This is a genomic window from Christiangramia pacifica (genome assembly GCF_057221535.1).
In genome coordinates, this window is sequence record NZ_CM170146.1 from 2,225,699 (window position 1) to 2,247,807 (window position 22,109).

16 protein-coding genes are annotated in these 22,109 nt (G+C 37.2%); 11 read left to right on the forward strand and 5 right to left on the reverse strand.

Annotated elements, in window-relative coordinates; all coding sequences use genetic code 11:
• Window positions 1-6 precede the first annotated feature (6 nt).
• The 5 genes from AC2S94_RS10355 (at window position 7) to AC2S94_RS10375 (ending at window position 4,706) form a co-directional block, all read left to right on the forward strand.
• Window positions 7-429, forward strand: a complete 423-nt coding sequence (locus AC2S94_RS10355; protein ID WP_484630910.1) for a PaaI family thioesterase — start codon at window positions 7-9, stop codon at window positions 427-429.
• Window positions 426-1,577, forward strand: coding sequence for a chorismate-binding protein (locus AC2S94_RS10360; RefSeq protein ID WP_484628529.1), 1,152 nt, complete (start codon window positions 426-428; stop codon window positions 1,575-1,577). The genes AC2S94_RS10355 and AC2S94_RS10360 overlap by 4 nt, the downstream gene beginning before the upstream one ends.
• A 50-nt stretch (window positions 1,578-1,627) precedes the next feature.
• The gene (menD, locus tag AC2S94_RS10365; RefSeq protein WP_484628530.1) at window positions 1,628-3,361 is read left to right on the forward strand and encodes a 2-succinyl-5-enolpyruvyl-6-hydroxy-3-cyclohexene-1-carboxylic-acid synthase; all 1,734 of its coding nucleotides are present in this window, start codon (window positions 1,628-1,630) and stop codon (window positions 3,359-3,361) included.
• A gap of 64 nt (window positions 3,362-3,425) precedes the next feature.
• Window positions 3,426-3,770, forward strand: a complete 345-nt coding sequence (locus tag AC2S94_RS10370; protein WP_484628531.1) for a DUF2853 family protein — start codon at window positions 3,426-3,428, stop codon at window positions 3,768-3,770.
• 99 nt (window positions 3,771-3,869) lie between these two features.
• The gene (locus tag AC2S94_RS10375) at window positions 3,870-4,706 is read left to right on the forward strand and encodes a CvfB family protein (protein ID WP_484628532.1); all 837 of its coding nucleotides are present in this window, start codon (window positions 3,870-3,872) and stop codon (window positions 4,704-4,706) included.
• A 1-nt stretch (window position 4,707) separates the two neighbouring features.
• Here the strand turns inward: AC2S94_RS10375 and AC2S94_RS10380 are convergent, their stop codons facing one another.
• The gene (locus AC2S94_RS10380; protein WP_484628533.1) at window positions 4,708-5,160 is read right to left on the reverse strand and encodes a hypothetical protein; all 453 of its coding nucleotides are present in this window, start codon (window positions 5,158-5,160) and stop codon (window positions 4,708-4,710) included.
• Window positions 5,161-5,313: 153 nt separating this feature from the next.
• Here AC2S94_RS10380 and AC2S94_RS10385 point away from each other — a divergent pair, with 153 nt between their 5' ends.
• Both AC2S94_RS10385 and AC2S94_RS10390 read left to right on the forward strand, forming a co-directional pair.
• A complete protein-coding gene (locus tag AC2S94_RS10385) occupies window positions 5,314-5,718 on the forward strand; it encodes a DUF2059 domain-containing protein (RefSeq protein WP_484628534.1) in 405 nt (134 codons plus the stop codon).
• A gap of 104 nt (window positions 5,719-5,822) precedes the next feature.
• Window positions 5,823-6,662: a 1,4-dihydroxy-2-naphthoyl-CoA synthase gene (locus tag AC2S94_RS10390; protein ID WP_484628535.1), complete on the forward strand. Its 840-nt coding sequence runs from the start codon at window positions 5,823-5,825 to the stop codon at window positions 6,660-6,662.
• Between the two features lie 70 nt (window positions 6,663-6,732).
• Here the strand turns inward: AC2S94_RS10390 and AC2S94_RS10395 are convergent, their stop codons facing one another.
• From AC2S94_RS10395 to uvrA, 4 genes are all read right to left on the reverse strand, one after another.
• The gene (locus tag AC2S94_RS10395; protein WP_484628536.1) at window positions 6,733-9,132 is read right to left on the reverse strand and encodes an alpha-ketoacid dehydrogenase subunit alpha/beta; all 2,400 of its coding nucleotides are present in this window, start codon (window positions 9,130-9,132) and stop codon (window positions 6,733-6,735) included.
• Between the two features lie 196 nt (window positions 9,133-9,328).
• Window positions 9,329-12,139, reverse strand: coding sequence for a gluzincin family metallopeptidase (locus tag AC2S94_RS10400; RefSeq protein WP_484628537.1), 2,811 nt, complete (start codon window positions 12,137-12,139; stop codon window positions 9,329-9,331).
• Between the two features lie 77 nt (window positions 12,140-12,216).
• On the reverse strand, window positions 12,217-12,906 hold the full coding sequence (locus tag AC2S94_RS10405) for an LOG family protein (protein WP_484628538.1): 690 nt from the start codon (window positions 12,904-12,906) through the stop codon (window positions 12,217-12,219).
• Window positions 12,907-12,918: 12 nt separating this feature from the next.
• Complete coding sequence (uvrA, locus tag AC2S94_RS10410; protein WP_484628539.1) at window positions 12,919-15,750, reverse strand: excinuclease ABC subunit UvrA; 2,832 nt, start codon at window positions 15,748-15,750, stop codon at window positions 12,919-12,921.
• A gap of 384 nt (window positions 15,751-16,134) precedes the next feature.
• Between uvrA and AC2S94_RS10415 the strand changes: the two genes are divergently transcribed.
• The 4 genes from AC2S94_RS10415 to AC2S94_RS10430 all read left to right on the forward strand — a co-directional run bounded on the left by AC2S94_RS10415 (window position 16,135) and on the right by AC2S94_RS10430 (window position 22,069).
• Window positions 16,135-17,142, forward strand: coding sequence for a response regulator transcription factor (locus AC2S94_RS10415; protein ID WP_484628540.1), 1,008 nt, complete (start codon window positions 16,135-16,137; stop codon window positions 17,140-17,142).
• Between the two features lie 402 nt (window positions 17,143-17,544).
• The gene (locus AC2S94_RS10420) at window positions 17,545-19,023 is read left to right on the forward strand and encodes a hypothetical protein (RefSeq protein ID WP_484628541.1); all 1,479 of its coding nucleotides are present in this window, start codon (window positions 17,545-17,547) and stop codon (window positions 19,021-19,023) included.
• A gap of 67 nt (window positions 19,024-19,090) precedes the next feature.
• Window positions 19,091-20,992 carry a hypothetical protein gene (locus AC2S94_RS10425; protein ID WP_484628542.1) on the forward strand — a complete coding sequence of 634 codons (1,902 nt, stop codon included), beginning with the start codon at window positions 19,091-19,093 and terminating at the stop codon, window positions 20,990-20,992.
• 99 nt (window positions 20,993-21,091) lie between these two features.
• Window positions 21,092-22,069, forward strand: a complete 978-nt coding sequence (locus AC2S94_RS10430; RefSeq protein ID WP_484628543.1) for a hypothetical protein — start codon at window positions 21,092-21,094, stop codon at window positions 22,067-22,069.
• The last annotated feature ends 40 nt before the right edge of the window (window positions 22,070-22,109 follow it).

The following is a 22,109-nucleotide window of genomic DNA, read 5'->3' on the forward strand; positions in this document are numbered from 1 at the left end:
TAAATGATGACGAAGGAAGAAATGCTCGAGCTTTCAAAAAAAGTATGTAAAAATACGCTGATGGAAACTCTTGAAATTGAATTAGCAGATGTCGGCGAGGATTTTCTAATCGCTAAAATGCCGGTGAATTCGAGGGTTCATCAGCCTGACGGGGTTCTTCATGGCGGAGCTAGTGTAGCACTTGCGGAAAGTGTTGGGAGTATGGCGAGCTATATTTTTTTAGATACTGAGGAATTCTTTGTACGCGGAATTGAAATTTCGGCTAATCATTTGAAAAGCATCAAGGAAGGTTGGGTATATGCAAAAGCTACCTTTATTCACAAGGGCAGAACGACACAGCTTTTTGAAATAAGAATTACTGATGAGGCTGCTAATTTAATTTCATTGGTGAAATTGACCACCATCGCATTACCAAAGGAAAAGAAATGATCGATTCTACAAAATTCTTTCAACTTGTTAGAGAACATGCTCTGGAGGGGAAGCCATTCGTTATTTATCGAAAACCTGCTGAAATTGAAGTAAACGCTATACTTCAGTGGGATAAGACAGCTCATAAAGCTAAAGATCATACTGAAAGCGGATTTGTTTTTGCCCCATTCAATTCTGAAAATGATTGTTTTTTAATTCCTTCAAATAATTCTGATCAATATAAATTTGAATACCAGGCTGAAGGTTCTTTAGATGATCGTGATCCTGATGATGTAACAGGCAATTTCGATTTTGAACTGATGGAAGAGGATCAGAAACAGCATGAGAATCTTGTTCAGAAAGGAATAGATACCATTAAGCAGGGAAATTTGAAAAAGGTAGTGCTTTCCAGATCTGAAAAAGTAGAATTGTATGATCCTGACGCGCTGAGAATCTTTAAAAATTTACTTCATAAATATCCTCAGGCCTTTGTTTATATCTGGTTTCATCCAGAAACTGGTTATTGGCTTGGCGCCACCCCGGAAACACTTTTAAGTACCGAACGAACAAAATTTAAAACCATGGCACTTGCAGGTACGCAATTGTATAAAGGTAAAATTGATGTGACCTGGGGCCGGAAAGAAGCTGAAGAGCAGCAATTTGTTACCGATTATATTCTCGATTCTTTAAATTCAATCGAATCAATTGAAGCTATATCAGTTTCGGATGCTTATTCTGCCAGGGCAGGAAATCTGCTTCATATCTGTACCGATATTACAGGAAGATTAACCAGTCTTGATCATTTAAGCGAATTGATAAATACCTTACATCCAACTCCGGCTGTTTGTGGATTGCCCAGGCAAAAAGCACTGGATTTTATTTTGAATAACGAGGCTTATGCGAGGGAATATTATGCCGGTTATCTTGGAGAATTAAATATGAAAACCGAAAGTAAGAGAAATTCGAACAGGAAAAATCAGGAGAATCAGCAGTTTGCATCGATCTCGAAGAAAACTGCTCTTTTTGTTAATCTGAGGTGTATGAAAATCAAAGACGGAAACGCGCGTGTTTTTGTAGGTGGCGGAATTACCGCTGATTCTAATGCTGCTGATGAATGGATGGAAACGGTAAATAAATCGCAGACCATGAAAGCCGTTCTTGTTAAATAAGCTCAAAAACTTTCACGGAAATAGACTGTAAATTGTAATTTTGAGTTTCTATGAAGTACTCAAAAATACCTGTGGCCCGCTCGGTTGTTGCTTTATGCGTGGCAAAAGATATCAAACATGTAGTAATTTCTCCGGGATCCAGAAATGCGCCGCTAACCATTGGTTTTACTCATCATGATGAGATTACTCCTTATAGTATTGTGGACGAGCGTTCTGCGGCATTTTTTGCCTTGGGAATGGCGCAGCGTTTAAATAAACCAGTAGCATTAGTGTGTACTTCAGGTTCAGCCTTATTAAATTATTATCCAGCCATTGCCGAAGCTTTTTACAGCGATATTCCCCTGGTAGTAATTTCTGCAGATAGACCAATTGAAAGAATAGATATTGGGGACGGTCAAACCATCAGGCAGAAAAACGTTTTTGAAAACCATATTCTTTACTCCGCAAATTTATATTCGGAACTGGTGCTGGAAAATGAATCTCAAGATCCTAAACTTCAGCAAAAGCAGTTCGAGGCGCAAAAGCATAATGAGCGTGAAGTTAACCTGGCCTTGAACAAAGCGATAGAGGAGAAGGGGCCAGTGCATATAAATGTGCCGTTCTATGAGCCTTTATATGATACTGTTGAGAATATTGAAGTAAATCCTCTGCAAATATTTCCAGAGATCAAAGAAAGACATTATTCGGAAAAACAGCTTCAAAATTATGCCGATGTCTGGAATGCTGCGAAGAGGAAAATGATCATCGTTGGTGTAGCGCAACCAAATGCTGTAGAACAAAAGTTTTTAGATAGACTGGCAAATGATCCGAGTGTTATAGTTCTTACAGAAACTACTTCAAATCTTCATCAGGAAGAATTTTTCACAAGGATCGATACACTAATAGGACCTATAGAAAAAGATTCGAATAAAGAAGATTTGTTTAAAAAACTTCAACCGGAAATCCTGCTCACATTTGGAGGATTGATCGTTTCAAAAAAGATCAAAGCTTTCCTTAGAAATTATAGTCCGAAGCACCACTGGCATGTTGATTCCAAAAAGGCTTACAACACGTTCTTTTGTTTGAACAAGCATTTTGAAACCGATGTAAATTCTTTCTTTTCAGAGTTTTTTCCGTTGACTAAGGATATAGATAGCGATTACGGAAATTTTTGGAAAGAGATTAAAAGCAAAAGACAAAAAAGGCATGAGGAATATATGGCAGAAATCCCTTATTCAGATCTTAAAGCTATGCAGGAGATCTACAAAAAAATCCCTGAAAACTCTATTCTGCATTTCGCGAATAGTTCAACCATAAGATATGCCCAGTTATTTCAATGGAACTCCAGCTTAAAAATGTATTGTAACAGGGGGACTAGTGGAATTGATGGTAGTATTTCAACTTCGGTAGGAGCTGCAGTAAGCTCCAAAGAGCCGGTGACCATTATCACCGGAGATCTTAGTTTCTTTTATGATAGCAATGCGCTCTGGAATAATTACATTCCATCCAATTTCAGAATTATAATTTTGAATAACCACGGAGGAGGAATTTTTAGAATACTTCCAGGAAATAAGAATTCAGAAAATTTTGATACATATTTCGAAACTGTTCATGATCTCAAGGCAGAGCCAATATGTGATCTTTATGATTTTGAATATTTAAAAGCTAATTCTGAAGAGGATATTCAGAATGCTATGACAGAATTTTATTCAGCTTCAGAAAGGCCAAAATTGCTTGAAATATTTACTCCGCGTAAAATAAATGATGAAGTTTTACTGGAATACTTCAATTTTATGAAATCTTAAAATTCGTCTAACACTTCTTAAGAAGCTAATTTATTATCTTAGGCTTCAACTAAAAAATTAGATTATGAGTAAATTAGATGAAAAAGTAGGACAATACATAGATGACCTGAAATCTAAGGTTGGAGAAAGTAATCCTGATATTGACCTGGTTCGTAAAATTGCTGAATCTATGGGGCCTAGTATTTACAATGCTGATGCTGAAACCGTAGCAGCTTCCAGTGAATCTGAAGTAGAAACCGTAAAAAAGAACTTCGTCATGAAGAAATTGGGAGTTTCTGATGAAGGCAAGGCCAACGAAGCCATCAATCAGGTAATGGAGAAATACGGAAAATCAAACAGAAATAAATATAGAGTAGTGATCTATTATCTTCTTACCAAGCATTTTGGAAAAGAAAGTTTATATAAATAGAGCAAAATCGAAATAATTAAAATCCGTTTTTGGGATAAACCCTTAAACGGATTTTTTTATTTCCGATTAAGAGTATCTTTGTAGGCTAAATTTTATTTTATGATCCAGATAGGTGAATTTCACGAATTGATAATTATAAGAGAGACAGATCACGGGATCTATCTTGAAAATGATGAAGGTGATGAAGTTTTACTTCCAAATAAATATGTTCCAGAAACCTGGATGGTGCATGATAAAATAGAAGTTTTCGTTTATCTCGATCATGAAGAAAGACCTGTCGCCACCACTCTTAAGCCAAAAATAAAACGCGATCAATTTGAAAACCTTACCTGCGTTGAGGTAAGCAAATTTGGAGCTTTTCTGGACTGGGGACTTGAAAAGCACCTATTTGTTCCCTTTAAAGAACAAGTGATCCCAATGCAAAAAGGAGAAAGGTATCTTGTTTTTTGCTATTTGGACCTGGAAACAGAAAGACTGGCGGCATCCTCCAAAGTACATTCTTTTCTCGATAACTCCGTTTTAACGGTAAAGCCTTTTGAGGAAGTAGATCTCATCGTAAGTAATCACACAGACCTTGGCTTCAATGTCATCATTAATCAGCTTCATCTAGGTCTAATCTATCATGACGAAGTATTTAAACCTCTAAAAATTGGCGATAAAATAAAAGGTTTTATCAAAAAAATAAGGGAAGATAATAAGATTGACATCACCTTACAGCGTCCCGGATATCGAAGCATTGAGCCTAACGCTCAGAAAATCCTTGATAAGATAAAAGCTGCTGGCGGATTTATGGACCTTACCGATAAATCTTCCCCGGAAGAGATCAAGAACAGACTTCAGATGAGTAAGAAAAGCTTTAAAAAGGCCGTAGGAACACTTTATAAGCAACGACTGGTTGAGATTAAAGATGACGGCATCCTTTTAAAGGACAATTAGACTAATAATTGTAATTATAAGGAGAGGTATATCTTCTGGTTCCAAATCCGCGTGAATTGTAGTTATTCAGAAATGGATTCGGATAATATGGGTTCATAAAAATATCGTTCTGGTCCCTGGCTCGCACGTCTCCCGTTACTTCAAAGATCTTTTTTTCCTGTTTGCGCTGAGGTAAAGGTGATCCAAGATCTACTTTTCTCTGAACGCGATTTCTATTCATTTTATCTATTGCGGCCAGCATATCGATCTGATCACTTTGAATATTATCTTTCAAATGCAGAAATGAACCATCGGGTAAATTAAAACTGGATTGAATCTGCCAGTTAAAGCTGAATTCTCTCCAGGTATTGTCAATACTCCGGTTACTGATTTCAAAATCTTCGCGATCCCAGTATTCTTGAGCCTGAGCTAAAGAACAGAAAAAGAAAAGTATTAAGAATATCCTGAAATTCATTCGAACAATTTTTTATAAATACATCAAAAACAATGCAAACCTAAATCTTTTACTTTCAGAATATAAAAAAAATCTGAAAAATTGCTGTTGATCTTTATTTCTATATTCGGAAACGTTTATTTTCGTGATCAAATTATACTATACAATTCAATTATGAAAAAAATTATTTTTACTCTTAGTTTTTTAGCTTTTAGTCTTGCTTCATTCGCTCAGCAACCAGAAACATTTGAAGCCAAGGCGGTTAAGTTGATAAAAATGACTGCTGGTCAACAATTTGATATAATGACCGAACCAATCGTGGAGATGGTTCCTGAAGAAAATAGGGAAGCTTTTAAAAAGGAACTTGCAGAAAGTACCGAAGGTTTGTATAAAAAGATGGCTGTGGTTTACACAGAGAGTTTTACCGAAAAGGAAATCGATGAGATCCTCGAATTTTATGCGACTCCGGTTGGAAAGAAAATGGTAGCCATAACTCCTGAACTTACCAAAAAAGGTATGGAAATAGGTCAGGCGTGGGGTATGGAACTTCAGCCATTAATGGCAAAATATATGCAATAATTTATCTTATGAGTTATTTCCAGCCTGCCAGAAACGGCAGGCTTTTTTTATTGTGCTTTCTGAAATGAATGGAAAGCTCTATTTTTACCTTAAAATCTATTATCATGTCTAAAATTCACTGGGAAACAGTAAAAGAATACGAGGATATCACTTATAAGAAATCTAATGGTGTTGCCAGGATCGCTTTTAACAGACCAGATGTTCGCAATGCTTTCAGACCTAAAACTACTTCAGAACTCTTAGATGCCTTTCATGATGCACATGAGGATACTTCAATTGGATGCGTTTTGCTTTCAGCAGAAGGACCTTCTACAAAAGATGGAAAATGGGCCTTCTGTAGCGGTGGAGATCAAAAAGCCCGTGGTCATCAGGGTTATGTGGGCGAAGATGGTTATCATAGGCTGAATATTCTTGAAGTTCAGCGCTTGATCCGTTTCATGCCTAAAGCCGTAATATGTGTAGTTCCGGGATGGGCCGTTGGGGGAGGTCATAGTTTACACGTGGTATGTGACCTAACTCTTGCAAGTAAAGAGCACGCTATATTTAAACAAACTGATGCCGATGTTACCAGTTTCGATGCCGGTTATGGTTCAGCATATCTCGCGAAAATGGTAGGACAGAAGAAAGCACGTGAGATATTTTTTCTAGGAAGAAATTACTCGGCCCAGGAAGCTTATGAAATGGGAATGGTAAACGCGGTGATCCCTCATGATGAACTTGAAGACACTGCCTATGAATGGGCACAAGAAATTATGGCTAAATCGCCAACTTCTATTAAGATGTTGAAATTTGCCATGAATATGACCGATGACGGAATGGTTGGTCAGCAGGTATTCGCCGGTGAAGTTACCAGGCTAGCTTATATGACCGATGAAGCGAAAGAAGGAAGGGATGCTTTTTTAGAAAAAAGAAAACCGGATTTTGAGAAAAAATGGATTCCATAGAGAATTGAAACTATTTCAAATAAAAAAGCCGCGATCATCGCGGCTTTTTTATTTGAAATGTTTCCTGAGTTTATCTCAATTTTGGATATTTCTGAGGATCAGATTCATGCATGATAGAGTAGATCTTCTCAAAGATATCTTCAGCTGAAGGTTTTGAGAAATAATCACCATCTGTACCATATGCTGGTCTATGTTCTTTGGCAGTTAAAGTTTGCGGTTTACTATCCAGGAATCTATATGCATTTTGCTCGTCAAGGATCTTCTGAAGAATATATGCGGAAGCACCTCCCGGCACATCTTCATCAATTACCAGAAGCCTGTTAGTTTTCTCCACACTTTTTACGATATCATGGTTGATATCAAAAGGAAGTAGCGATTGAACATCAATAACTTCCGCATCAATATCCACTTCATTTAATTCTCTTGCAACTTCTTCCACGATTCTCAAAGTAGAACCATAAGAAACCAACGTAATATCGTTTCCTTCCTTTACCGTTTCAGTTACACCAATTGGCGTTTTCAGCGCTCCTAAATTAGTTGGAAGTTTTTCCTTTAGTCTGTATCCATTTAAACATTCTATCACCATTGCCGGTGTATCAAGGTCTAAAAGGTTATTATAGAATCCTGCAGCTTTGGTCATATTACGAGGTACCAAAACATACATTCCGCGTAAAAGATTCAGCATTCCACCCATTTGAGATCCACTGTGCCAGATACCTTCCAGCCTATGGCCACGAGTTCTTACAATTAAAGGAGCTTTCTGTTTACCTTTTGTACGATAATGTACGGTAGCCAGATCATCGCTCATTCCCTGCAGGCAATACATTACATAGTCTAAATACTGAATTTCAGCAATTGGTCTTAAACCACGCATTGACATCCCTATTCCCTGCCCAAGAATCGTCGCTTCTCTAATACCGGTATCAGAAACTCTGAATTCACCATATTTTTTCTGCATACCTTCCAATCCCTGGTTCACATCACCAATCTCCCCGGAATCTTCACCAAAAATCAATGTTTCCGGGCGACTATTAAAAATAGCATCAAAATTATCTCTCAGAATGATTCTTGCATCTACTTCTTCAGAATTATCGTCATATTCAGGTAAAACTTCTACCTGCGTATCTTCTTCTTTATACAAGTAGGAAGCGTAATCATGGTGGGCCTGTTCTGAAAATTCATTCAGCCAGTTGATTATTGCAGTTTTTTCTGCTGAATCCTCACCAATTAAATATCGAAGTGACTTCCTTGCCGCGGAAACCAGATCCTTCTTAAAAGGTTCTTTGTTACCTGCAACCTCTTTTTTCAAAGACTTGATAAAATTGGCATTAGCGCTGGATGCAGCTGCATTATCCAGTAACTTTACCAGCTCCTTTTGCTTTTTTAGGGTTGGTTTTAAATAAGAAGTCCACGCATTATGTTTAGCACTTCTAACTTCTTTCTTGATCTTTTTTTCCAGTTCATCTAACTGGTCTGAAGTGGCAAAATCGTTCTGAATCATCCATTCTCTGAACTTCAGGTTACAGTCATGCTCTTTTTCCCATTTCAATCGCTCTTCAGATTTATATCTTTCATGCGATCCAGAAGTTGAATGACCTTGTGGTTGAGTTAATTCGATCACATGGATCAAAACAGGATAATGTTCTTTTCTGGCGATCTCAGAAGCTTTTTCATAAGTGTCTACCAGTGCAGGATAATTCCAGCCTTCTACGACCAGAATTTCATATCCCTTATTTTCTTCATCTCTTTGAAATCCTTTAAGGATCTCTGAGATATTTTCTTTAGTTGTTTGATACTTTGCATGTACAGAAATGCCGTATTCATCATCCCATACATTCATTACCATAGGAACCTGAAGTACTCCGGCGGCATTTATAGTTTCCCAGAAATGACCTTCACTGGTACTTGCATTACCAATTGTTCCCCAGGCAACTTCATTTCCGTTATTTGAAAACTTATCAGCCTGTATTCCGTCAACATTTCTATATATTTTAGAAGCCTGGGCAAGACCTAAAAGCCTTGGCATCTGTCCTGCGGTAGGAGAAATGTCTGAACTGGAATTTTTTTGTTCCATTAAGTTTTTCCATTCACCATTTTCATCTAGACTGTGCGTCATGAAGTGACCACCCATCTGGCGACCGCCAGACATTGGCTCATTTTCAATATTTGTATCAGCATATAAACCTGCGAAGAATTGCTCTGGTGTAAGTTCGTTGATGGCCATCATAAAGGTTTGATCCCGGTAATATCCAGATCTAAAATCTCCGTTTTTAAACGCCTTGGCCATTGCCAGCTGCGGTACTTCCTTTCCGTCTCCAAATATCCCGAATTTCGCCTTCCCGGTAAGTACTTCTCTACGGCCTAATAAACTACATTCTCTGCTGGTAACAGCGATTCTGTAATCTTCAAGAACCTGAGATTTGAATTCATCAAATGAAATAGAATTTTCAGTTTGTGTTTCGCTTTGCATGAACATTATTTTGAATGGTAACAAATGTAGCGAAAACAATGATTAAATACAATTCAAATTTTAGGGCTAAAATTGACAATAATGTAATTTTAACTCTATTTTATTATTTATTTTAGAATTAAAGATGTCGGAAATAAGAATTCGTTGACAATACCGAAATTAGACTAAGGATGTTTTAATTTCAGACTTAAGAAGGCTAATACCAGCGACGTGTGAATAATCTTATGAGCGTATTGATGTCCAGCGCTACTATAAATCGTATTCTTTGATCGTAGTCTGGTTCCCCGATCTCCCAACCCAGGTTTGAATAAACAGGAAAGAAAAGTTCAAAATAATCCTGTACCAGGCTAACTCTTATACCTGAATCATAAAGTAATTTTCCATTATCACCCCTGTTTTTAACTATTCCTACATCTCCGTAAGCATAGATCCAGTTCCAGATATTTGTACTGGCATTAATGGTAGTGATCCATTCATTGGCATATTCCGGCTGAAGTTGAGATTTAAAACCACCTTCCGCAACAATGATCTGCTGGCTGAATAAACCACTTCCCTGGCTACGACCATAGTAATTATAATCGAATAGATAATCTGTGGGTCTGTCCAGCGCAAAGCTGAAATAATCATTCGAGCGAACATCGTTATAAAGAAAAGTTCCAGCAAAAAACCTTAGATTGATCTGCCTGTTATTTGTAAAAAGTTTGCGGTATTCTGCAGTAGCCGAAACTTTGCTGAATTTATCTGAAAGCTGATAATCAAAAGAAGCGGTAAGGTGCTTCAGAAAATTTGGATTACTGTAGCTGTAATTTACATTCAGCACGTTGTAATCTGGTATTAAAAGCGGATCTACAGGATTCTGATCTCTTTTCACGTTAATATTTCGAATGGAAAGCCTCTGTCTTTCATTACTTCGCAAATAGGAGTTCCTGAAAGAAAACACCAGAAATGGAGTCACTTTCTCATAAAACAGGTTGTAACCATAAGAAAACCTTGAACCTCCAATTCCGTAATAAATAAGATTCAGGTCCTTATTCTCAAATTGATGAGAATTATAAAATGAAGCTGAACCTACAAAGGTCTCACTATTAAAGCCGTATTTCGGGGAGAAAGAAAAATTGAAGGTTTTACTTAAAACTGTTTTGTTATATAATTTTGGTCCGATAGAAATACCGTCATATAGATTGTATTCAAATTCGGGCATGAAAAAGATCTGGTTGTATCTTGGATCTTCTACATCCTGAAATAGCCTGAATTGTAATGGTTTGTCAAAAATCTTGGAAACACCTTCGTAGTTATTCCTTTGATTAAATTCAGGAATTTCCTGTTCATAGTTTAAGGCCAAACGTTCAAAATCGTAGTTAGGAATTTTCACTGTTTTCGTGTCACGAACATTTTCCACCCATTCCTTGTAAATCGCATCGCCATCTTTCAAACCATAAAGACTTATTGGCATGTCATTATTCCGAAGATTTTTGATAGTAACCTGAAGGGAATCATCCAGTTTTTTCATCCTGGTGATCTTAAAGTCTATTTTTTTATTGGTACTGACATAATCCTCATAAAACCACGAAATATCCTTTTCTGCATTATTCTGAAGAATTCTGACAAAATCTTTATCTGTAACCGGCTTTAATTTATATTCTGAATAAAATTCGGAAATTGATTCTTTTACCGATTCATCTTCAAGGAAACTTTCCAGGTATTTAATACCTACTCCAGCTTTATAGGCATTTGCAATATTTTTATTGAATTTTACCAATGAATCCTGGCTGGTAACCAAAGGCTGATCTAGATTCATTCTCGCCATGTTCATGTAGAGAAATTGATATTGGTCATTAAATTCCAGGTCGGCAGCATGAAACCATCTCAACCCGATCACCTTACTGAGATTCCCAATAAGCTTCATCTTTGGATAATACTCGTCTACATAATCCATCATCAGGGAAACTAGGATCGCATCGGTCACCCATTTTTCCTCTCTTGGATTTAAAAAGATCGTATTCTGAAGGTAATTATTGGTGATGGTTTTGAAGAGCTTGATGTCATATTGAAATCCATCAGGAAATGGTCTTATAAAACTAGGTAACTGGTTCAAACCGTAAATTGGACTATTGAGATAATCTTCCTGCGTAACGAAAATATTTTCATGAGGATATTCTCCGAGTCGGTCATTCAAAAAATTAACGGTTCTTTCTAAGAGCCTGTTTTTTACTTCAAACTGAATATCTTCATCCTCGATATTTGTAATTACCTGGGTGTTTTCAGCTTTTATAGATTCGAAAATGTAGGACTTTGTAATATACATTTTGCTGTCCACACGTTCATCACCACTAAAAGTAATAGTCTTATAACCTTTATTTGTCTGGGTTCGTAAAAGATCTAGGCTCGAAGCTGCATAATATTCAGTAGGAATATCCAGCGAAATATTTACGGTATGTGGGTTTAGGTACTGCAACCCAAGATCCTGGTGACTATAAAGTTTCCAGCCATTATCAAGCGGGGCAGGAGTAAGATACCAGTATCTTAATTTATAATTTCCTTCAGCATCTCTACCATAGCGCGTGAATTTATCGTCCGGAATCCTGACATCATATTTCAGATTAAGGGTTATTGAATCTCCAGGGGCAAGCGGTTCTTTTAGTTTAACCCGAATAAGATCTACCGTGTTGCCCGGCCTGTCCCATTCCAGAGAATCGCCTGCTTTTCTACCTATGGAATTTATATAGGTGTAACCTCGCTCCCTGTCTTTTGCGAAGTGAAAACGACGCGCGTAATCTTCAGCAAATCTCTTTGCCAGGGCTGAAGTTTTAGAGCTGAAAGCATTATTCCAGTCATTCAGGTAAATACTTACCAGCTCTCTATTTTCAGAATTTATAAATTTTATATCCTGGGTTATTTCCAAACTTTTGGTGCTATCAACAAGACGCCCATTCACGTTGATGACATTCTGTGCAGAAAGCCATCCTGAGAATATCAAAAATATCAGGAATAACGGAAGGTTCTTCAACTAGCAATAGGTTTAGTGCTGATAAGTAATCAGGGCTAAATATAATCAAAGTTTGATACCTTCAAAGGGACTGTTAACTAGAAATTAGGACTTAAGTTATATTCGTCATAGAACTGGTCAAGAATTTCAATTACCTCATCTTCGGTATCTACAACCTGTACCAGATCAATATCTGCCGGACTTATATTATTAAAGCTGTCTAAAAGGGTGGTTTTGATCCAGTCTACAAGGCCTCCCCAAAATTCACTTCCTACCAGAATAATAGGAAATTTATCGATCTTATGGGTTTGAATTAAGGTAATCGCTTCAAAAAGCTCATCCAGAGTACCAAATCCTCCAGGCATTACTACAAAACCCTGTGAATATTTTACGAACATTACTTTTCTAACAAAGAAATAATCGAAATCAAGGCTTTTGTCGTTGTCTATGTATGGATTGTCATGTTGTTCAAACGGTAAATCAATGTTTAATCCAACAGAAGTTCCGCCAGCCAGATGTGCTCCTTTATTACCAGCTTCCATGATCCCGGGACCTCCACCGGTGATAACACCATAACCGTGATCAACTATTTTTTTTGCTACTTTTTCGGCCAGCTTGTAATATTTCATATCTGGCTTGGTTCTCGCTGAACCGAATATTGAAACACAGGGACCTATCTGGCTTAATTTTTCGTAACCGTTTACGAATTCCCCCATGATCTTAAAGATTGCCCAGGAATCATTTGTTTTTATCTCGTTCCAGGCTTTATTTCTGTTATGCGTTTTCATTATATTTTTTGGTTAGGTTAATTCCTTCTTCAGGAATTTCGCTGTATAGCTTTTCTTATTTTTAATAATTTCTTCTGGAGTTCCGGTAGCGACAACTTCTCCGCCGCCTTTTCCGCCTTCATACCCAATGTCAATAATATGGTCGGCCATTTTGATCACGTCCATATTATGTTCAATGATCAAAACCGTATTACCTTTATTGGTAAGTGTATTTAAAACATCCATCAACACCCTAATATCTTCAAAGTGTAAACCGGTTGTAGGCTCGTCTAATATATAGAAAGTATTTCCGGTATCTCTCTTAGAAAGTTCTGTAGCCAGCTTTATCCGCTGCGCTTCACCTCCCGAAAGAGTAGTGGATTGCTGTCCCAGGCTAATATAGCCAAGTCCAACATCCTGAATAGTTTTTAGTTTTCTGTAGATCTTAGGGATATTTTCAAAGAAAGGAGTTGCTTCATCAATGGTCATCTCCAGAATATCAGCAATAGATTTTCCTTTGTAGCGGATCTCTAATGTTTCCCTATTGAAACGTTTTCCCTGGCAGGTTTCGCATTCTACATAAACGTCTGGTAGGAAATTCATTTCAATGACTCTTAGACCTCCACCTTTACAGGTTTCACATCTTCCGCCTTTTACATTAAAGCTAAATCTTCCCGGTTTATAACCGCGAATCAATGCTTCTGGAGTTTTGGCAAATAAACTTCTTATTTCCGAAAATACACCGGTATAAGTTGCGGGATTAGATCTTGGCGTCCGGCCAATAGGACTCTGATTGATATCGATCACTTTATCAATATGATCCAGTCCTTTTATCTTTTTATAAGGTTTTGGTTTTTTAACTCCATTAAAATAATGGGCGTTCATTATTGGATAAAGTGTTTCGTTAATTAGGGTGGATTTTCCACTTCCTGAAACACCGGTGACCGCGATCATTTTACCTAATGGGATTGTGATATTCACATTTTTCAGATTGTTACCCGTTGCTCCTTTTAATTCAATTTTCTTTCCGTTGCCTTTTCTTCTTTCCTTGGGAACCGGAATTTCTTTTTTACCACTTAAATAATCTGCCGTTAGCGTATGATGCTTCATTAGTTCAGCTGGCGTACCTTCACTAATGATCTCTCCACCGTGTTTTCCTGCTCTAGGGCCAATATCTATCACATGATCTGCCCTTTCGATCATATCTTTATCGTGCTCTACAACTATAACGGTGTTTCCAATATCTCTTAAGGATTCAAGAGAATTGATCAATTTTTCGTTATCTCTCTGGTGCAAACCGATACTTGGTTCATCCAGAATGTATAAAACTCCAACCAGCTGCGAACCAATTTGAGTTGCCAGTCTAATTCTTTGAGCTTCTCCACCGGAAAGTGATTTTGAACCACGATTCAGGTTAAGATAGGTAAGACCAACATCCAATAAAAATTGAAGCCTGGTTCTAATTTCCTTAATTACCTCTTCGGCTATTTGTAATTGCTTATCGCTTAGCTTTTTCTCTATACCGTCAAACCAATTAAATAGATCGGTAATATCCAGGTGAGCCAGCTCAGCGATATTCTTATCATGAATTTTGAAATAAAGAGCCTCTTTTTTCAGTCTGGAGCCTTCGCATTCAGGACAAACCACTTTATCCATATATTCTTTCGCCCATCTTCTAAGCGAGGTTGAATCATTATTTCGATAAGTCGTTTCAATAAAGGAAGCTACCCCTTCAAAATCAATTTTATAATCTCTTGTAATTCCCAGGGCTTTGGATTCACGTGAGAATTTTTCTTTCCCGCCATTCAGGATCATTTCAAGTGCATCCTCAGGAATATTTTTGATTGGATCATTCAAGCTGAATTCGAATCTTTCCGCAATCAACTCTAATTGTGAAAAAACCCAGTTTTTCTTTTGCGGACCATGCGGAGCCAGACCACCACTTTTGATCGATTTTGAGCGATCCGGAATAATTTTGTCAAGGTTTACGGTATAGAGTGTTCCAATTCCATTACAATTGGGACAGGCGCCTTTCGGTGAATTAAAAGAGAAACTGTTAGGTTCAGGATTTGGATAACTAATTCCTGTAGTAGGACACATAAGGTTTCTACTGAAATACCTGATATTTCCTGAATCCTGCTCCAGAATCATTAATGTATCATCTCCATGATACATAGCCGTTTTGATGCTTTCATCCAGGCGTTTGTCTGAATCGGGCTTATCATCTATTTTCAATCGGTCTATTACGATTTCAATATCATGAGTTTTGTAGCGATCCAGCTTCATTCCCTTTTCGATATCTACAACCTCTTCATCAGCTCTTACTTTAATGAAACCCTGTTTTGCGATCTGTTCAAATAATTCGCGATAGTGTCCTTTTCTACTGCGAACTACCGGAGCGAGAATACTAACTTTTTTCCCTTTAAAATTTTCAAGAATCAAATCCTTGATCTGGGAGTCGGTATAACTTACCATTTTCTCTCCCGTGTTGTAGCTGTAGGCATCTGCACCTCGCGCAAAAAGCAAACGTAGAAAATCGTAGATTTCTGTAATAGTACCTACAGTACTTCTAGGATTTTTTGAAGTGGTTTTTTGCTCAATGGCAATTACAGGTGAAAGTCCATCTATTTTATCTACATCAGGTCTTTCCAGGCTGCCAAGAAATTGACGGGCGTATGCTGAAAAGGTTTCTATGTATCGTCTTTGTCCTTCTGCATAAATAGTATCAAAAGCAAGTGATGATTTTCCTGAACCTGAAAGTCCGGTGATCACCACCAGCTTTTCTCGAGGAATGTTTACATCAATATTTTTAAGATTGTGAACTCGCGCTCCCAGTACTTCGATTCTATCTTCAGTCTTCGCCATAAATTTTTTCAAGATGGCAAAGTTACTTATTGTATTATTATTTAGAAAGCTAATGTCAATCTACTGATGTTAAGATAGCTGTAAAATTTGATGGATAAGAAAAATTGCCTTCTTAACAACAAAATTAAATTTAATAGAATTAAAAGTTAAGGATTGGGATTTAAGTCTTAAAATGAGGTTTTAGACGGAAGCATAAACATTTGTTTGTCAGAGTAATACTACCTGAATTTTTACACGGAATAGGTGAAATCACTTATATTTGAGTATTCAAAAAATTCCCTATCCCAAATCATTTTAAAATTGTAACAGGCATTGACCCTTGCCTGGAATATTCGCCCTTGTATTCAAATCAAGTTTATTTTAATTTTTTAATGTGGAATATAGATGGAAAAAAGGCAACTTTTAATTGTTAGTAAAAATCAGGCTTTAATAGAAGAAATTTCAGGTCAGATAAGTTTAAGTCTTGAAGTAACTTCAGAAAAAAGTATACATGTAGCGTATAATATTGCTCTGAATCTCCTACCTGACATTATCTTCTTTGATAAGACTTCATATAATAAGGCATCAGATTTCAGAAATCTGAAAAATTTTAAGTCTACACATTTTCTTACCAAAAGCTTTCTTATTGTATACGGTAAAAATGAGGATCTATTGGTGATGAAAAAAAGATATAAGTCTTTGATTGACGAATACCTTCCGGTAAAAATGGGGATGGATCAAATCATCGGTATTCTTTTGAAAAACAGCACTCCTAAAAATTTCAACTATTGGCATGAGTGCTTCATGGGGCTATTTAATATGATGGCGCAACCAATCGTTTTGCTTCAGCAGAATATTATTATTGCCATGAACGATGAATTTAAAAAGACCTTTAAACTGGATAAGATAGATGATCTTAAACTTACTGATCTGGTTAATGTGGAGAATAAAGCGAAAGTAAAAACTAGTCTGCGCAACTTTGCTCGTGGAAAACACATGAAGGCGGTAACCACTACCTCGCTTTTAATTCACGATGATAAATTAAGAAACGCAAGAATCAGCTTTTCAAAATTAAGTAGAAATGTAACCGATCAATTTATAATGCTTATCGATTTCTCTGGTGAGGAATATTACATAGACGAAAAAGTTGGTAGTCATTCAGACCAGGTTGAAAAGTGTTTTAAAGAAAACAGCGAACTAACCGATTTTAGTTTTACTAAAAGAGAGAAGGAGATCATAGGCTTGCTTTGCAAAGGTTATAAAACAAAAGAAATTTCAGAAACCCTTTTCATTTCGCCAAAGACTATTGAAAAGCACAGATCTAATATTATAAAAAGAACCAATTCAGAAACAATTTTAGAGAGTGTTATATATGCTATTAACCATAAATTGGTGGATTTTCCAATTTCTTAAACATTTGCTAAAAAACTGTTAAACAGTAACTTAAAATTACATTATAGGGGAAATCCCCCAGCAAAGAAAGTGAAGTTCTTTTTTACATTTACATCATTCAATTAGAATATCCCCCCATTCTAAATATTGAACCTACACGTAACCCCCGAATCATTTAGTTTTTTTTGACTTGATATTATATTTCTCCCATGGGGGAGGTCTGTATATATATTTATTAACCATTCTAAATATTATTAACCAATACTACTAATTATGAAAACTTAGTTACTTCAAAAATCTGCCTGTTAGTCAGGTATCCTCTTTAAAAAATTGAATTAAAATTTTCCTCATGGAATTTATCCATGAACGGAACAGAGATTTTATTGACCATTCTAAATTTTTATTAACCAAAACTTTGTAATTATGAAAAAAATTAATTTATACCTGGCGCTACCGTTAGTATTTATACTACTGCTTGCCGGGTGTAGTAAAGAAGAAACTTCTTCGGCAGGAGAAATACCAGGTGAAACAGGTATCCTTTCTTTCGGAGCTATTCTAAATCAGGCTGAAGAAGACCTGAATCGTGCACATTTAAATGATTTTCCGGTTTGTAGTGATGCAACTCCAGATCATGTTAGATATGTGTTGTCTGGACCTGTAAATGTGGGAACAATGCAGGAACCAGCAATGGTAGATATCAGTTCCAGCCCTGGGGATTATGACGATGATGGAGTGGATGAGTACTTCACCCTGGAATCTGGAGATCTTGAATTGCCTGAAGGTACTTACACTCTAGAATATTTTGCAGTTTATGATTCTGAGAATAATCTAATTTGGGTGGCACCTATTGAAGGCGGAGATTTAGCTGAGTATGTAGACAGTCCAATTTCTTCTGATGGCTTTACTCTCAACGCCGGAACCAAGAAATATTTAGACGTAGACGTTTTATGCTATGATCAACGATTAGTTAACCAGTATGGTTATCTATTCTTCGAGCTGGAAACCTTTAAAGCGATAGATTTCTGTGTTTTCGGTAACTACTGTGATGAGAACGGTAGACACTTCGTAGCATCATATAGTGTAGATATCTTTTCTTATGTAGACGGTGCAATAGGCGCTCAGCTTTATGATGATGTAGAAAATAATGTGGTAATGGTTGATGGAGAATATCAATCAGATCCAGTATGTTTTGCACTTCCAGATACTAGCGCTGATGACGAATATTATTTTGAGATCACACTACTTGATGGTCCAGGATATACCAGTCCAAATGCAGGAACCATTATCCGTCAGGGTGTGATAACTGAAGCAGAGGTTAAATCACTTTTTGATGGCGATGATAATCTTGATTACTATCACTTTAGAGAAGGTGAAGCCGATTGTGGAGATGATAATATTCCATTATTCCCAGACCCAACAGATAATGCTTTAGTTTACAAATCATGTCTGAAATCTTTGAATGATTCTGGAGTCGTGGCCTTTGTCTACGCAAAACTGGAAGGTAATAAACTTACCACGCATACTTATGGTTTTGACACCACACCAGACCAAATTCACGATCAACATATTCATGGTTTTGAGAATGATAACAATGCTACATGTCCACCGGAATCTGCTGCAGATGATGATCCTGAAGGAGATGACAGGTATATAAGCATACCAGAAGGAGCTCAATTCTACGGGCCTGTTCAGTTAGCTCTTAACTATGAAGATGAAAGCTTTCCAATGTCTGATGGAAGTGGATACTTCAATTATCAAAGAGTATTTATGTTGAGCAATACAGTTAAAAATCTGATCGATCCTCTTCAGAATAAAGCTGTAGTGGTTCATGGTAGAATGGTAGATGGGGATTATGATCCAAGCTTACCAGTGGCCTGCGGTGAACTAGAAAAAGTAAATTAAAAACCATTGGTCTTCCCAAATTCATTGGGAAGACCATTTTTCACCAATACAATTAACAATTTAAATTATGAAAAGACTTAGTAATTATATGGCATGTCTTGCCATATTCGCGATGCTCTTCGCGTCGTGTACCAAGGAAGATTCTGGTGAAGGAATAAATCCTTCTTCAGAAACCGGAACTATCTCATTTGGCACTATGCTTAATGATTTGACTAAACAAGCCTTGCAAAAAGATCACTTAGCAGATTTTCCAGTTTGTTCAGATGATGCACCGGCCTATGTTGTTGTGGAAATTACAGGGGATGGATATGATGGTCCAGATAGACTTGAAATACCTCTAAGTGATACACCAGCAGATTATGACGATGATGGAATAGTTGAATATTTTACATTAGAAGATGATGAGTTAGAACTTCCTGCAGGAACCTATACTCTTGAGTTTTTTGCTGTGTATTCAGCAGGTGATGATTTGATCTGGGTTGCTCCAACTGAGGGTGGAGATTTAGCTGAATATGTAGATAATCCACTTCCTACTGTTATCAATCTATCTGCAGGTACCAAAAAATATGTAGATGTTGAGGTACTTTGTTATGACCAACGTATGGTTAATGATTATGGATACCTATTCTTCGAACTAGAAACCAACACTGCTTTAGATTTCTGCTTCTTTGCTAATTACTGTATAGGTGATAGACACTTTGTTGCTAATTATAGTGTTTCTTTCTGGCTTGGAATTGATGATTTAGGAGAACCTCTTTACACAGATATTCCAGCACCTGTAAGTTCTGAAGGTGGAGAATTTTCTGCAAGTCCGCTTTGTTTTGCCCTTCCTGCACCAGCTGATGGAGTGGGAGATAACGATGCATATTTATATTATGAAGTGACTCTTCAGCCTTGGGATGGATATTATCCAGCACCAGGTAGCGATGTGATATCAGGTACTTTAAGCCTTGCAGATATCCAGGCTAATTTTGATGGTGATGATAACGTTAACTATGAGCATTTAAGATTTGGATGTGATCCAGATCAAAATACTTGTCCAGGACAGGATAATGATGACGATGGTATTGGAGCTAGCTGTGACAACTGTCCAGATGATTTTAACCCTGATCAGGCAGATACAGATAAAGATGGCACAGGTGACGCTTGTGACCTTTGTCCAGAAGTTGCGAACGAGGATCCCACAGATTCTGATGAAGACGGAACTCCAGATGCCTGTGACCAGTGTCCAACTATAGCCGGAACTACAGATTATTTCGGATGTCCTAATGATCCATGTTTGAATGGGCCAGATCCAGACAATGACGGCCTAAGAGGTCCTTGTGATAACTGTCCGGAGGATGCAAATCCATTACAAACAGATACAGATGCAGATGGAGTAGGAGATGCATGTGATTCTTGTGAAGGCTTTGATGATGATGCAGATGATGATGGTGACGGAGTGCCAGATGGTTGTGATGTTTGCGATGAAGGAGATGATAATATAGATACAGATGGAAATGGTGTTCCAGATGCCTGCGAAAATCCAGACGGAGAAGGTGCTTGTGAAACTGCCTTTATGTTCGGTGACACGCCAATAAATTCATTTAGTAATTCAAACAGATGGGGTTGGGCAGAATCGTTCGATGACTCAGATGGAGATTCTCAAACCTTTAAAATTTGGGCAGGAGCAGGCCAGAACGATACCGATAAAGGTACTCATGTAGGTAATGCAACTGTTAGTCTAAACGATGATGGTGATGTTGAGTTAGAGATTGAGATCTTCGATGAATATAGCTTTACCGAATTACATGTGAATCTTTCTGAAAATCCACCTTCAGGTAATACTGCAAAAGCTCCAGGCCAATATAATAGGAATGGAGAAGTAAGTGCAGATCAAACTGATTATACGTTTGATTTCAATAACACTGATGGTGATTTCTGGATCATAGTACATGCAGTCGCTTGCGGAATACAAGGCGAGGACTAATAAACAATAAATAACCGGTCGGTTATTTACCGACCGGTTATTTATCAATTGTTGATTAAAATTTTAACCATTCTAAATATTAACTATAAACTTTTAAAAATGAAAAAAATTAAAAATTATTTCGCTGTAGCAATAATTGCTGCTTTAGTGATGACCGGTTGTAGCAAAGATGAAACTTCAGCACCGGAAATTCAGGATGAGAACATGGCCACTCTTTCTTTTGGAGCTGTGTTAAACGATCTATTAAATGAATCGCAACAAAGAGCGCATGTTTCTGATTTTCCTGTTTGCTCTGATGCTGCACCAGCTTATGTGATGGTTACCATCACGGGAGATGGGTATACTGGGCCAGACCCACTAACGATTTCAGTTAGTGACACTCCTGGTGATTATGACGATGATGGGGTAGCAGAATATTTCACTCTTGAAAATGAGCAATTAGAACTACCTGCAGGATCTTATATGTTAGAAAACTTCGCGGTTTATGATGCTGATGATAAATTAATTTGGATCGCACCTAAAGACGGTTCAGCAATGGCTAACTATGTAGATGATGCTCTTCCAACAGCTATCACTTTAAATGCAGGTACTAAAAAATATGTTGATGTTGAAGTTCTCTGCTATGATAAGCGTGATGTAAATGAATATGGATACTTATTCTTTGAATTAGAAACAAATATTGCTCTAGATTTCTGCTTCTTTGCGAACTATTGTGATGCAAATGGACGTCACTTTACTGCAATGTATTCAGTGAATATCTGGTATGGAACAGACGCTGATGGGGACGTACTTTATTCAGGAGTTTCACCACAAGGTGATGATTCAAACGGAGAGTATTCTACAGAACCAGTTTGTTTCGCTCTTCCAAGTCCACCAGATGGGGTTGCTAGTGATGTAGATTATCTATACTATGAAGTAACCTTATTGCCATGGGATGGAAACTATCCAACTCCAGCTTCTATGGTTGTTTCAGGAACATTGAGTCTTGAAGATATTGAAAATAACTTTGATGGAGATGATGATGTAAATTATGAACACATCAAATTTGGATGTGATTCTGAGACATCACCTCAATAGTCAAATTTTATATTCTGGGAGAAGGTTCAAACTTCTCCCA

What these genes read in the sequence shown, in the direction of transcription:
- AC2S94_RS10360 (WP_484628529.1), top strand. Translation starts at nt 426, where the DNA reads ATGATCGATTCTACAAAATTCTTTCAACTTGTTAGAGAACATGCTCTG.
- AC2S94_RS10420 (WP_484628541.1), top strand. Translation starts at nt 17,545, where the DNA reads ATGAAAAAAATTAATTTATACCTGGCGCTACCGTTAGTATTTATACTA.
- menD (WP_484628530.1), top strand. Translation starts at nt 1,628, where the DNA reads ATGAAGTACTCAAAAATACCTGTGGCCCGCTCGGTTGTTGCTTTATGC.
- AC2S94_RS10385 (WP_484628534.1), top strand. Translation starts at nt 5,314, where the DNA reads ATGAAAAAAATTATTTTTACTCTTAGTTTTTTAGCTTTTAGTCTTGCT.
- AC2S94_RS10370 (WP_484628531.1), top strand. Translation starts at nt 3,426, where the DNA reads ATGAGTAAATTAGATGAAAAAGTAGGACAATACATAGATGACCTGAAA.
- AC2S94_RS10390 (WP_484628535.1), top strand. Translation starts at nt 5,823, where the DNA reads ATGTCTAAAATTCACTGGGAAACAGTAAAAGAATACGAGGATATCACT.
- AC2S94_RS10425 (WP_484628542.1), top strand. Translation starts at nt 19,091, where the DNA reads ATGAAAAGACTTAGTAATTATATGGCATGTCTTGCCATATTCGCGATG.
- AC2S94_RS10415 (WP_484628540.1), top strand. Translation starts at nt 16,135, where the DNA reads ATGGAAAAAAGGCAACTTTTAATTGTTAGTAAAAATCAGGCTTTAATA.
- AC2S94_RS10380 (WP_484628533.1), bottom strand. Translation starts at nt 5,160, where the DNA reads ATGAATTTCAGGATATTCTTAATACTTTTCTTTTTCTGTTCTTTAGCT.
- AC2S94_RS10355 (WP_484630910.1), top strand. Translation starts at nt 7, where the DNA reads ATGACGAAGGAAGAAATGCTCGAGCTTTCAAAAAAAGTATGTAAAAAT.
- AC2S94_RS10430 (WP_484628543.1), top strand. Translation starts at nt 21,092, where the DNA reads ATGAAAAAAATTAAAAATTATTTCGCTGTAGCAATAATTGCTGCTTTA.
- AC2S94_RS10405 (WP_484628538.1), bottom strand. Translation starts at nt 12,906, where the DNA reads ATGAAAACGCATAACAGAAATAAAGCCTGGAACGAGATAAAAACAAAT.
- uvrA (WP_484628539.1), bottom strand. Translation starts at nt 15,750, where the DNA reads ATGGCGAAGACTGAAGATAGAATCGAAGTACTGGGAGCGCGAGTTCAC.
- AC2S94_RS10375 (WP_484628532.1), top strand. Translation starts at nt 3,870, where the DNA reads ATGATCCAGATAGGTGAATTTCACGAATTGATAATTATAAGAGAGACA.
- AC2S94_RS10395 (WP_484628536.1), bottom strand. Translation starts at nt 9,132, where the DNA reads ATGCAAAGCGAAACACAAACTGAAAATTCTATTTCATTTGATGAATTC.